The 12,941-nt window shown below is 62.0% G+C and carries 9 protein-coding genes; 5 read left to right on the forward strand and 4 right to left on the reverse strand.

Going from position 1 to position 12,941, the window contains the following annotated elements:
* Positions 1 to 645 precede the first annotated feature (645 nt).
* From BM118_RS12660 to BM118_RS12670, 3 genes are all read left to right on the forward strand, one after another.
* Entirely contained in the window at positions 646 to 2,865 is a 2,220-nt protein-coding gene (locus BM118_RS12660) for a heparin lyase I family protein (RefSeq protein WP_092185646.1), read from the forward strand.
* Between the two features lie 109 nt (positions 2,866 to 2,974).
* Complete coding sequence (locus BM118_RS12665; protein ID WP_092185648.1) at positions 2,975 to 5,623, forward strand: type I secretion system permease/ATPase; 2,649 nt, start codon at positions 2,975 to 2,977, stop codon at positions 5,621 to 5,623.
* Entirely contained in the window at positions 5,610 to 7,034 is a 1,425-nt protein-coding gene (locus BM118_RS12670) for an HlyD family type I secretion periplasmic adaptor subunit (RefSeq protein WP_092185650.1), read from the forward strand. The genes BM118_RS12665 and BM118_RS12670 overlap by 14 nt, the downstream gene beginning before the upstream one ends.
* A gap of 206 nt (positions 7,035 to 7,240) precedes the next feature.
* Here BM118_RS12670 and BM118_RS12675 read toward each other — a convergent pair whose 3' ends face one another.
* A complete protein-coding gene (locus BM118_RS12675) occupies positions 7,241 to 8,140 on the reverse strand; it encodes a LuxR C-terminal-related transcriptional regulator (protein ID WP_244550139.1) in 900 nt (299 codons plus the stop codon).
* Positions 8,141 to 8,825: 685 nt separating this feature from the next.
* Here BM118_RS12675 and BM118_RS12680 point away from each other — a divergent pair.
* Positions 8,826 to 9,482, forward strand: coding sequence for a LuxR C-terminal-related transcriptional regulator (locus BM118_RS12680; RefSeq protein WP_177234246.1), 657 nt, complete (start codon positions 8,826 to 8,828; stop codon positions 9,480 to 9,482).
* A gap of 736 nt (positions 9,483 to 10,218) precedes the next feature.
* Positions 10,219 to 10,479 (forward strand): hypothetical protein, encoded by a 261-nt coding sequence (locus BM118_RS12685; RefSeq protein ID WP_177234247.1) that lies wholly within the window; start codon positions 10,219 to 10,221, stop codon positions 10,477 to 10,479.
* Between the two features lie 94 nt (positions 10,480 to 10,573).
* Here BM118_RS12685 and BM118_RS12690 read toward each other — a convergent pair whose 3' ends face one another.
* The 3 genes from BM118_RS12690 to BM118_RS12700 are packed head-to-tail and all read right to left on the reverse strand — an operon-like array spanning position 10,574 to position 12,909.
* Positions 10,574 to 11,299, reverse strand: a complete 726-nt coding sequence (locus tag BM118_RS12690) for an SDR family NAD(P)-dependent oxidoreductase (protein ID WP_092185656.1) — start codon at positions 11,297 to 11,299, stop codon at positions 10,574 to 10,576.
* Entirely contained in the window at positions 11,292 to 12,677 is a 1,386-nt protein-coding gene (locus tag BM118_RS12695; RefSeq protein WP_092185658.1) for an AMP-binding protein, read from the reverse strand. Before BM118_RS12695 ends, BM118_RS12690 begins: the two co-directional genes overlap by 8 nt.
* The gene (locus BM118_RS12700; RefSeq protein WP_092185660.1) at positions 12,664 to 12,909 is read right to left on the reverse strand and encodes an acyl carrier protein; all 246 of its coding nucleotides are present in this window, start codon (positions 12,907 to 12,909) and stop codon (positions 12,664 to 12,666) included. The genes BM118_RS12695 and BM118_RS12700 overlap by 14 nt, the downstream gene beginning before the upstream one ends.
* Between the last annotated feature and the right edge of the window lie 32 nt (positions 12,910 to 12,941).

Here is a 12,941-nt window from a genome sequence, read left to right on the forward strand (position 1 = left end):
GGAAATCAGGTCGAGTGGCCGTCGCTCAGTCAGAATTGGAAGCCTTGCCGGTTTTATCCAGGCGCCGCCGCATCCTGAGGCGTGATCGGGAAAACAATAATGGGATTTGCGAAACAGCCCATGCGCAAGCAAGAAGCTTGGCGACGATCGCGATTTCGAGTCTCGTCGTGGGCGCCGGAGATATCAGGATGGCGTCGACGGTCCGACACTCGGGAGGACGACCGCGCAGTTCGAGCATCCCCCACCACTCGGCATCGCCAAAAGCGGGAACGAGGTTTGCGCGTCAAAAACCGCCAAAGAAACATCCCAGGCGCGATTGTTTCTCCGCCAATCTGAATGTCGCAAACGCTGCGGCCGGTTCGTTACGCGGCGATAGCCTGCAGTCTTGCCGACGATCGAAGCCATATGACATGTCGGACGCCGGAGGAACTTGAGGCTCCATACATTGGTATAAATCACATTTTGAGGCTTTTTTCGCCATACTTCCTAATTAACCAGCGACCCCAGCAGTTGGGGGGGCGCTATCAAATCCCACTGCTCTGAAAATGGCTCGCAGTGTCACGCACGCCGAGCATGCGGTATGTCGTGCGCCTTCGCGATGCGCGGCAGTGGAATTCCCTGTCTTCAACGTAAAAGGATCATGGAATGGCAACCGGTACAATCACGTCGTTCACGTCTACGCCGCAACAGAATTTGTACATCGACGGCAGCCCCTACAACGTCCAGACGGCGGGCGAGAGCTACAGCCTGACCGAGCCCGACAGCCAGACCCTGCGCTTCGAAATTCACGCAGGTGATCCGGCCTGGTTCGATGGCTCGACTATCGATCGCTCCGAGGTTCAGATGAACAATCTGATTGCGGTCGGCACGCCCACCAACATTTCCTATCAGTTCATGCTGGAGCCCGGCGCCACGAACACCGCGCCGTGGCTTGTGACTGCGGAACTGCACAGCAATGACGGAGACATTGGTGTGTCCACCTCGCCTCCCTTCGCGATCGAAATGCAGGGCGAACATATGGCAATCGTCGCCCGATACGGGAACCCCGCGACGGGCAGCGTCACCACCAGGACGCTGTGGACCGACCCCAATCCCATTGTGCGCGGCCAGTATTACAATATTCAGATACAGACCAGCGTAGTCAACAACAGCAGCGGGTTTCTGGACGTCTACATCAACGGGAATCAGGTTGTGAACTACAACGGCCCGTTGGGCTATGGTTCTCGCACGTACTGGGAAGAAGGGCTCTATCGGCATACCTCACCCGAAGTTCTGGCCGCCGATTTCCGAAACTTGACGATAACAACAGGATCCCTCCCAGCCCCAACTACACCGACGACGCCGACGGTCCAGCCGGCGGTGACGCAGGCCACGGCCTCTCCGGGAACGGGCATCGAGCATGCCGGCGATGTCATCACCCTGTCGCTCGCCTTCAACGAGGCCGTGACGGTGACGGGTACGCCCACGCTGTCGCTCAATGACGGCGGCACGGCCACTTATGCCGGTGGTTCTGGCACGAGCACGCTCACCTTCCGCACCACGGTTGCGTCGACCGACTCGAATACCTCGGCGCTCGCCATCACCGGCGTCAATCTTCCGAGCGGTGCGAGCATCAAGGACGCCTCCGGGGTCGCGGCGAACCTGTCGGGTGCGGTGAAGACGTTCACCGGTCTCCAGATCGATCCGATCTTGCCGACGGTAACCCAGGCCACGGCTGTTCCGGGAACGGGCACCGAGCACGTCGGGGACGTGATCACGCTGGCACTCGGCTTCAACGAAGCCGTGACGGTGACGGGCACGCCCACGCTGTCGCTCAATGACGGCGGCACGGCCACTTATGCCGGTGGTTCGGGCACGGGTACGCTCACCTTCAAAACAACCGTCGCGTCGACCAACACCGGCACCTCGGCGCTCGCCATCACCGGTGTCAATCTTCCGAGCGGTGCGGCGATCAAGGACGCGAGCGGTGTCGCTGCCAATCTTGCTGGCGCCGTGAAGACGTTCTCCGGTCTGCAGATCGACCCGACGTCATCGACGCCCACGACACCCACGACCCCCACCACGCCAACGACCCCATCCGTGGCCACGCCTGTCCTCACGATCGCGGATGACTCGCTCTGGGTGGCCGGGAGAGGTGGTACCGTCGATCTCGGGACGAAGGTGACAACGACCGATTCCAACGATCTCGTGACCGTGCACATCACGGGGTTGCCGAAATATGAATCGATCACCGACAAGCTCGACGGTCAGACGTTCCGGGGAAAAGACATCACGTTGACGGCCGCGCAGGTCGACAGCGGACTGACGCTGACTTCGACCTACAGGGGCGGGGGTCATCCGGTTGCGGCACTAACGCTGACGGCAAGTGCGAAGGATCCGTCGACCGGTGCGGTTGCGACGGCTTCGCCGCAGACCATCACCGTAACGGATCCTCGACCTGCGACGACCACGACCACGACCACGACGACGTCGTCGCACCACCACACCGCGACGGATCATCAGCCTGTTGCCACCACGACGGCCGCGGCCCCGACGACCTCGCACACGACCGAGTCCACGGATCATCAGCACACGGCCGCTGCTAACACGGGGTCCTTGGCAAGCCAGGGCTTTGCGCTGCTCCAGCAGCACTTTGACCCGGCCGCCAGCACCCTGGCAACGACCGCTGCCCATCCGACCATGCCGGCGTTTCATCCGGCTGCGACCGGCACCACGATGGCGTCGCTCGCAAGCCAGAGTTTTGCGCTGCTGAACCAGTATCTGGCCGCTCATACCGGCCAGGTGGACCCCGGTCAGATCGTGGCGGCTCTGTCGCAGGCGACCGGTTGGGGGCACGACTCGTTGCTGGCCCGACCGCAACACTAAGGCCGAGCCGCACCCGGGCCCAGCGCCTGGGTGCGGCACCGTCAATGTTTGGGAATGCATGAGAAGGAACATCATACGCGGCCGGTAGCCGCGAAGGGTTGAGTAATAAATGGCGATCCAGAATGGAAATGCCCATGCCGCAGATCTCGGGCTTCGGTCCCTTGCTCTGTTCCTGCGCCTTCATGGCGTGAACGCCGAGCCCGACCAGCTCCGCGACCGTTGCGGAGAGAGCGCAATCGGCATCCGTGCGATGCTTCGCTGCGCCCGCGATTTCGGACTGAAGGTCGGTTCGCGCACGACACATTGGAAACAACTCGCAAGCATCAGTCTGCCCGGAATCGCAGCGCTGCGTGATGGCGGATTTCTGCTGCTCGGGAAGGTCGATGACGACGCCGCGCTTGTGCTGCATCCGACCTCGGCACATCCGAAGCTGATGCCGCGTGCGGAATTTGAAGAAATCTGGGACGGCCGCTTGATCCTGGCCGGATCTCATGGCCTCGCCGGTCGCGCGCAGCATGCGTTTGCCGGCCTGATTGCGCGCGGGCGTGATCTGGTTGCGCTCGCCGGCGATGCTCTGGCCTCTGCACGGTCCGCGGAACGTCGCGATATGTCCGTCCAGGAGCCGGGTCCTGAGCCTGCGGATGGCGATGAGTCGGGACTCATTGCGATGGCGATCTTGCTGCGTTGCCATGGCATTGCGGCCGACCCGGAGCAAATTCGCCATCGCATGGGCACCTCGCGGATCGGTGTGACCGAAATCCTGCGCTGTACCAGGGAGTTCGGCCTCAAGGCCCGGGCACAGCGATCAAGCTGGAACAGGCTTGCCGTCACCCCGTTGCCGGCAATCGCCGCGCTGCGCGACGGCAGCTTCCTGATCCTGGGCAAGGTCATCGACGACAGGCTTCTCGTTCAGCGTCCATTGTCGTCCCGACCCGAATCCATGACGCAGGCCGAACTCGAGGCCGTCTGGGATGGCGACATCATCCTGATGACCCGGCGTGCGGCCCTGACGGATCTGTCCAGGCGATTCGATATCGGCTGGTTTCTCGGTGCAGTCCACAAGTATCGCCGTCTGCTCGGCGAAGTGCTGATCGCGTCGTTCTTCCTTCAGGTCTTCGCCCTCGTCGCCCCGCTGTTCTTCCAGGTCGTCATCGACAAGGTGCTCGTGCATCGAAGCATCAGCACGCTCGACGTCCTGGTCGCGGGTCTCGTCGCGTTGACCTTGTTCGAGACCGTTCTCGGCACGTTGCGCGTCCATCTGTTCGCGCACACGACGAACCGCATCGACGTCGAGCTCGGCGCCCGGCTGTTTCGTCACCTGATGGCGTTGCCGATCGCATATTTCCAGACACGTCGCGTCGGCGATTCGGTTGCACGCGTTCGCGAGCTTGAGAACATCCGCCAGTTCCTGACGAGCTCGGCGCTCACCCTCGTCGTCGATCTTTTGTTCACCGTCGTCTTCCTTGCGGTCATGTTCTACTATTCGACGGCGTTGACGTGGATCGTTCTGGCGTCGTTCCCGTTCTACATCGGAATTTCCGCCGGCGCCGCGCCGCTGTTTCGCCGGCGACTCGATGAGAAGTTCAATCGCGGCTCGGAGAACCAGGCCTTCCTGGTCGAAAGCGTCACGGGCGTCGAGACGCTGAAGGCGATGGCGGTTGAGCCCCAGATGCAACGCCGCTGGGAGGAGCAGCTCGCCGGCTATGTGGGGGCGAGCTTCCGCGTACTCAGCCTGAACAACACGGCGAGCCAAGCGGTCCAGATGATCAACAAGCTGGTCACGGCCGCAACGCTCTACTTCGGCGCCAGGCTCGTGATCGGCGGCGACCTGACCGTCGGAGAGCTGGTCGCGTTCAACATGCTGGCGGGGCGGGTAAGCATGCCCGTGCTTCGGCTCGCGCAGATGTGGCAGGATTTCCATCAGGCCCGGCTGTCAGTCGATCGTCTCGGCGACATTCTCAACACTATCCCGGAGCCAAGCTTCAGTTCGGCCCGCGCCGCGCTGCCGCCGATCCGCGGCAAGGTCGTATTCGAGCACGCGACCTTCCGCTACCGCGCCGACGGCCCCGAGGTGCTGCACGATGTGTCCTTCGGCATCGAGCCCGGCCAGGTCATCGGTATCGTTGGCTCTTCGGGCTCGGGCAAGAGCACCATCGGCAAGCTGATCCAGCGTCTCTACGTGCCGGAGAGCGGACGCGTGCTGGTCGACGGCGTTGACCTCGCGACGGTCGACCTGACCTGGCTTCGGCGCCAGATCGGCGTGGTCTTGCAGGAGAACGTGCTCTTCAATCGCTCGATCCGCGAGAACATTGCACTCGCCGACCCGGCCATGCCCATGGAGCGCGTCATCGAGGCGGCATCACTCGCCGGCGCTCACGACTTCATCCTGGAGCTGCCCGAGGGCTATGACACCATCGTGGGCGAGCGCGGCAGCAGTTTATCCGGCGGGCAGCGCCAGCGTGTCGCGATCGCTCGCGCACTCATTACCAACCCCCGCATCCTTATCCTCGACGAGGCGACCAGCGCGCTCGATTACGAAAGCGAGCGCGCCATCCAGCAGAACATGAAAAGGATTTCCGCCGGCCGGACTGTCATCGTCATCGCGCATAGGCTCTCTACCGTGCGCAATGCGAACCGGATCATCACGCTTGAGCATGGCCGCATCGTCGAGGACGGAAGCCATGATGAACTCATTCGCTCGAACGGGCGCTACGCAAATCTCCACTATCTGCAGGCCGGTATCCATGACGTCCGCTAACCGGAATATCGTTCCGTTTCCGAGAGCCGAGGTCCGGCGGCGCGAGCACGAGATCGCATTTCTGCCGGCGGCACTCGAGATCACCGAATCGCCGCCGTCGCCGATCGGTCGCGCGATCGGGGCGAGCATCATCGCGGTCTTTTGCGTCGCGCTGTTGTGGGCATCATTGGGCAGCGTCGACATCGTCGCCACCGCGACGGGCAAGATCGTGCCCGGCGGACGCACCAAGCTGATTCAGCCGTTCGAGACGGGCGTTGTTCGCGCCATTCACGTACGTGACGGACAGAGCGTCAAGGCCGGCGACGTTCTGATCGAACTCGACCCGACGATGACGGAAGCCGATCAGGAGCGCCAGAGAAGCGATCTCGTTGCGGCCGAACTCGACGTCGCCCGGCTGCGGGCAGCGCTCACCAGCGATCCGCTTGCCGCCTTCCGATCACCGCAGGGCGCAAGTGCCGCGGAGATCGAGATGCATCGCCAGTTTCTGATCAGCCAACGCGCCGAGCAGAGCGCCAAGCTCGCGGAGATCGAGCGCCAGCAAGGTCAGAAGGAAGCGGAGCGGGCGACCACATCGGCGAGCGTGGCGAAGCTCCAGGCGACGATACCGGTGCTCCAGGAGCGGGTCGACATTCGCAAGGGTCTCGTCGACAAGGCCCTGGCTTCGAAGGTTGTCTATCTCTCCGAGTATCAGGAGCTGGTCGGCCTTCAGCAGGATCTGGTTCTCCAGCAGAGCCGGCTCGGCGAAGCCGACGCCGCCATCGCCCTGCTGAAAGAAACGAAGGAAAGGACTGCCGCGGAGTATCGGCGTGCCACCTATGACGCACTCGCGAAAGCCGAGCAGAAGGCGGCGAGCGCTGCGCAGGAAGTGGTCAAGGCGGATCGGCGCACGAAGCTTCAGCAGTTGACCGCGCCGGTCGACGGCGTCGTTCAGCAACTCGCCGTTCACACGGTGGGAGGCGTGGTGACGCCGGCGCAGTCGCTCGCCATCGTGGTTCCAAGCGAGAGCCAGCTCGAGATCGAGGCCATGCTCTCCAACCGCGACATCGGCTTCGTCCATCCCGGACAGAAGGCGGAGATCAAGATCGATACGTTCAACTTCACGCGCTATGGGCTCCTGCATGGGGACGTGCTCAGCGTGTCGACCGACGCCATCACGCGGGACAGGCAGGGCGGACCGAACGACCGCGCGTCGGGCACGGCGCAGGGCAGCAGCGAGCCGAAAGGCCAGGAGCTGGAGTATGCGGCGCGGATTTCACTCGACCGCACGCACATGCAGGTGGAGGACAAGCTCGTCAAGCTCGGTCCCGGCATGGCGGTGACGGTCGAGGTCAAGACCGGCGCGCGCAGGATCATCAGCTATCTTCTCTCGCCGCTGGCGAGATACAAGCAGGAGGCGCTGCGGGAGCGATAAAGAGCCCACTCCCGCAGGCATGCGCACTCCGCGTCGTCAACCCGAGGCCGAGGAGAGTGTCCGCGCGATCTCGAGTACTGTGCAGGCAAGAGCAGCAGGGAATATGCTGTCGGGCGCCTGGCCGTCGCGGAGTCGACGAAAGTGTCGCAGCTTCACTCCGCGATGCGGCCGTTCGCGCGACGGCAGCCGTTTTCCGAGTCCTGCATCTACTTGTAGAACCGTACCCCGGCGTGAGTTCCTGGGTCCACGCCCTTGCGGAGCAGGCTGTCGATACGGGGTACCACGACGTGGCTGGAGTGAGGAACCAACGGCGCCGGCTCGTTGAGCTGCTCCATTTCGGAGATCACCTCGATGGGCTTCGCGATCCCTCTGCCCGCATCGACGGCTGAGGGGGTGCGATCGTTTGCCGGCCGTACCAGCGCCCCATGGTTCATTCCCCAGATCGCTGCCTGTGTCCGGTTCTGGACCCTGATCTTGCGCAGGATCGCCTTGACGTGGACCTTCACGGTAGCCTCGGCGATATTGATTTTTCTGGCAACGCACTTGTTGGAATCGCCTTCGATTAGGCAGGATAGAATTGCCTTTTCGCGCGGAGAGAGCTGCGGCAGGATCGTGTCGTCTGCAGCGGCGAGGATGGTTTGTCTGCATTCGCCGGGCTCCGCCGTTTCTGGCTCGCGGTCGCGACCGGCATCAAGGGCGAATGACAGGAATGCAGGCGGGAAGACGGTCTCGCCCATCGTCACGAGCTCGACGGATTTGATGAATGCGTCGCACGAATTGACGTTCACGAAGTATCCGTTGGCTCCTGCTCGAAATGCTGAGGCAAGATCGACTGGCCGATAATTGTCGGACACGATCGCGATGCGCGCGTCCGGGTACCGATCTTTCACAAATCCGATTTGCTCTATCGCGACATTGAACCCATCGCCGGTATGGACGATGAGGAACATCAGTTTTTCTGCTTGAAGTGAACTCGGCAACTCCTCGGGGCTCGACGCCGAGACCGGGATGTGAAAATTTGCCGCGTGCAGGATTTTAGCAATGCCTTCTCTAATCAAAACGTTCTTTCCAATAAGAACGGTCTCGCAAGACTGCCGCCTCCTCATTTTACCCTCCAGCCTACTACGCAATGACACAACAGCGATGGGCGGTTGAACTGATATGACTTGTGGTTTTTAGGTGTACTGAGCTACCTCGATCGTGTTCCTCCGTTCTGGTCTCGCCTTCTTTGCCTCGTCTCGTTGGTGGATTTCGAGCAATCCATCTTGCTTAAGCCTTTATGAATGTTAGATGCGAATTTGCGATCGCCCTATATACCGTTGGTTATAGACGCGGGACTGCGTATGCCCGTGTAATTGCGGTACAAAAAACCGCCTTCTGGCGCAGCCTCTGCGTGAATTAGGTGACGATGTTCATTCAACATTGAAAGATTTTTTGGTTGTATTAGCTCATAAATACTATGTCTGAGCGAATGCATTCTGCGAGCGAGTTAACGGCGCGGCATATATTGAACGTTGCGGAAATATCGAAGGCGTGCACCGCTCAGGATTACGCCGTTAGAGGGACTGGATGGGCGCGGAGGCTTGCCCGTCCCGGTCAGATCACCGGAGTCTTACGGGCATTCGCGTTGCATTGCTGTGTTAGACTCCGGGAATCGAACGGAGCAGTGCGCCGATTAACCTAAGTATTGCGCTGCGATACCAACATTGCTTGTATGCTATATGTTGCGGGTGGAAACAGAAGAAGGTGCGCGGAGTTTATATTGGGGGGCGACTGGCTGAGGAGCGCGCAATGCGACGTATCAGTGTAGTCATTGCAGACCGGCATCCGGTGGTCTTGGAGGGGCTGAGCAAGGTGCTCGGTGCTGCAGCCGATTTCAGTATCGTTGCATCTTGTAACGACGCCGCAAGCTGCATCGAAGCGATCCGGAGTTTGACGCCCGATATGGCGATTGTCGATCCCGCAATGCCCGAGCTCGCCGCTGCAAGAATTCTTTCGACCGTCAATTCAGAAAATCGTTCGACGCATTTGGTATTTTTCGTCTCAAGTGAAGATTGCGAACTGGTGTTCTCGGCGACGCCCGTGACCTGTAGTATCATCCTGAGAGATACCGATCCCGAGGCTCTGGTGCAGTCGTTGCGGCACATCGCCAATGGTCACAACGTGCTGCCGTCGACCTCATCCGACTCGATCGTGTCGCGCGAGCAGGGCACGACTTCGGAGAGCGGACTGACCGCGCTGACGGAACGCGAGCGTCAGATCATGCGGCTGGTCTCCGAAGGATTGTCGAACAAGGAAATCGGGCGTCGGTTGAATACGACCGACGGCACCATCAAGGTGCACCTTCACAACATCTTCCAAAAACTGGAAATCAGCAATCGGACAGTGCTCGCGGCCCTCGCCATCTCGCAACATGATCGCGCGACCGCCCCGCGGGAGAAGACTTAGCCGCCCGGATTGAGTCCGACGGGTGGCGAGCGCTGAGGAGAGGCTCGTCACGCACCGCCATTCCCGGTCGACGCTGCCACTGCAATGGGCAGGCGGCCTGTATTGGAATGCAGCGACCCGACCCGAAAGATCCTCGTGAGCCCGCCCGACGCCGGCTGTCTTGCCGGGAAGCCCTGGTTCAGTCGCGCGTACGGCAGGCCTTCCGTGCTATCGACGGCTGCTGAGCCAGTCCAAGGCCGCTATCGATCGCGACCACCCGGCCCAGCATCCGTCTCCTCGGCGGCCGGTGATAAAGGTGCGTCTGTCATGGCGGCGCCCATGCCAACGCAACCAATCGACTGGAACAAGTAGCTTTAGGGGCTGAAGCCTGATTTCAAACGCCGCTTGATTGGCGAGGTCGATGTCCGGGAAGCCTAATGGGGTAGTCCCTCAGGCTTGGCGCCTGATCCAAAATCGCAGCCAAGGCGTCCGGCGGGAAGTGTATTTTGTTCGTCGTCTGCGGCTCTGGGTCGATCGCAGTTTGTCCGCTGTCAGGTAAAACGTAGTCGCGGGCTATGACGAACGGCTCCAGACATGATCGCAGAGATGTGCCGATTGGATCTCGGCGCATCCGGAGCGACGGCCCTGACCCTACCTTCCTGCCCCCCCAGTGGTCAGGGTCGTTCCCTCCTGACGGCCTGCCGTCAGGACCGGAACGCTGTCGTTGAGCTGAAAGCGAGTGCGCGGGCGCATCTTGATGTCCCTTCTGTTTCACCGTGCCGTCGAGGACATGGAAATCTGGAGTGCGGCCGGAGACGGCTTTTCCTTTGTGATCACGTATGAGACTCCTGCCGGTGCCGGCTTTCACGGACGTGCCGGCTATGTGGCTTCGTGGCGGCCGCTCTATCGAGGCAACGGCGCGATCAAGATTGGCGGTTCGGCGTTTTCAACCTTCGCGGAGGCGGAGAAGGCCTGCAACACGATGCTTGAATATCTGAAGGGGCTATCGCCGGATTGAAGTGTCCAGCCTGCTGTCAGGCGAGGTCGACTTCGAGTACCTTTGAGCCGAGAGGAGAGGTCGCCCTCGACGGCGGATGCGCGATTCCCGGCGCTCAGGCCGTGTTACCGGCGTCGACCGTCACCACGGTGCCGGTGATGTTCCGGCCGCCTTCGCCGAGAAGATATTCGACCACGGAAGCGACGTCGTCGGCTTCGGGCAGGTGGCGCAATGCGCTGCGGCGAGCGATGCGTCGACGGCCTTCGTCGTCCAGGGACCTGGTCAATTCCGTCTCGATGAAGCCGGGCGCGATCGCGTTCACTGTGATGCCGACCCTGCCAACTTCGCGGGCCAGCGAGCGGGTGAAACCGACAACCGCGGCCTTGGACGCGGCATACACGGACAAGCCGCTGTGGCCGGTCGAGGCGACGATGGAGGAAATGTTGACGATCCGCCCCGCGCCGTCGGCCATCATGTGGCGCGCCACGTATTTGGTCAGGATCATGGGCGACAATACGTTCAAGCGGATCAGGGCCTCGATATCGGAATTGTGCATGGTCGCCAGCAGTCCGTCGGGACCGACCCCGGCATTGTTGACGAGGCCGTAGATCGCACCGAATTCGTCGCGTAACGATTTTGCGAAGGCGGGGATCGCATTGGTCACAGCAAGGTCGCAGGCGCGGAAATGCAGGCGTCGTTGGGCTTCGCGGACTGCAGCGGCAAGCTCCTCGCTCTCGCGGCGCGCGACGGCGATCACATTATACTCGCCGGACGCGGCGAGCCTGCGCGCAATCGCAAGACCTATACCGCGGCTGCCGCCTGTGACGATGACGTTACGCATCGGTGCGTGCCAGTTTTCCCGCTGCGTTGACGTCGAGCCGTTCGACGAAGCGGATCACCGCAGGCACCTTCCATGCAGCCAGGCAATCTTTGCACTGACCGAGAATCTCCGTGCGAATGGTCTCGTGGCGCTCCGCATTGGTGCCGTTGGTGAGGATGACGTCGGCGACCACAATGGCGCCGGTGATCGGGCTCCTGCGCGAGCGCGCGCGCGACATCTGGACTGACGCGTGCCGGTTGATCACGGCTTCCACCTCCTCCGGATGCACCTTCAGCCCGCCGATGTTGATGATGCCGCCTCGCCGGCCGACGAAGTGGTATCGTTCGCCGCGCAGCTCAACCATGTCGCCGGTATCGACGAAGCCCTCGGTGTCGGCGAGCGGCGGAGCATCGGCGCCGACATAGGAGCGCGCGGTACGCTTGGAACGGATCCGCAGTGAGCCGTCGACCACCTTCATCTCGACGCCGGCGTGATTCTGCCCGATCAGGTGGGCAGGAAAACCCTCGCGCCCATCGTCCACGCTGAAACCGACGCCCGCCTCGGTCGAGGCATAGGCGTGTCCGATTGACGCATGCGGAAATGCTTTGGCCAGGCCGTCCAGCACCGCCTGGTCGGCGATTTCGCCCGACAGGCGGACATAGTCCGGCGAGAAATTGGCGGACGCGCCGCTCATCAGGAGCTTGCGCCAGTGCGACGGCGTCCCTGAGATGTGGGTGACGCCGCCCGCGCGCAGCCGCGCCACATGGGCGGCAATGGCCTCCCCGGGCTCCGAAAGCACCATCGATCCGCCGCCGATCACGGCCCGCAGGAAAATCTGCAAGCCGCCATAGCGGCGGATGTCGTAGAACGTCGCCCAGGTTGCGTTCCGGTGGCGCACGGGCCCCTCGGCGATAATCGCGCCAGCGAGCCCATCAAGCGTATGCCGAACGATCTTCGGCAGTCCTGACGTCCCCGAGGTCAGCATCAGCCACTCGGTCGTGCGATCGACCTCCGATCCCATGGCCCTCCGCTCGGGCAGGTCGACGCCGATAACGACGTACCTGCCAGCGCCACTTCGGTGTAAAAACCGATCGGTGACGATGGTGTCGATATCGGCCTGCTCGAGCAGGACCTGCAGGCGATCCCAATCCAGGTCGGGCGGGCATAGGAGCATGCGGCGGGCGACGCCGTCGAGCTCGATCATGGCTAGCGCGGACAGCAGCTGTCCCGACGTCGCAAGCAGCACCGAGCGGCCGGACAGCTCGGACGATCTGTCAGCCAGGCAGCTGTACTGGATCATGTCGGTCAGCGATACACTGTGCCGGGCATCGGAAATCGTGCGGCCCTTCGGCTCCTCGCCGAGATATTGGCGCAGCGCGATGATGTCAGGCGGGGACATTCTCGTAGGCTCTGACAAACTCACCGACGGTGGACGGGAAGGCGGCGTCCTCGGCGATAGTGAAGGGATCGATACCGAGCTCGTCCTCCAGCCGCGCAACCAGGATGGCGAATGCCAGCGAATCGAACCCGGTTTCGTTCAGTGACAGATCGTCCTCAAGCGGCGGAAGCGTGACTTTCTGTTCTTCGGCGATCTGCTTCATCGCGGAGAAGATCTTCGATTTGACCGACATGGTACACCTCACATTTCGGCTTTCCGAGCCCG

Origin of the sequence: Bradyrhizobium sp. cf659, assembly GCF_900113725.1 — a bacterium.
Taxonomy (GTDB): domain Bacteria; phylum Pseudomonadota; class Alphaproteobacteria; order Rhizobiales; family Xanthobacteraceae; genus Bradyrhizobium.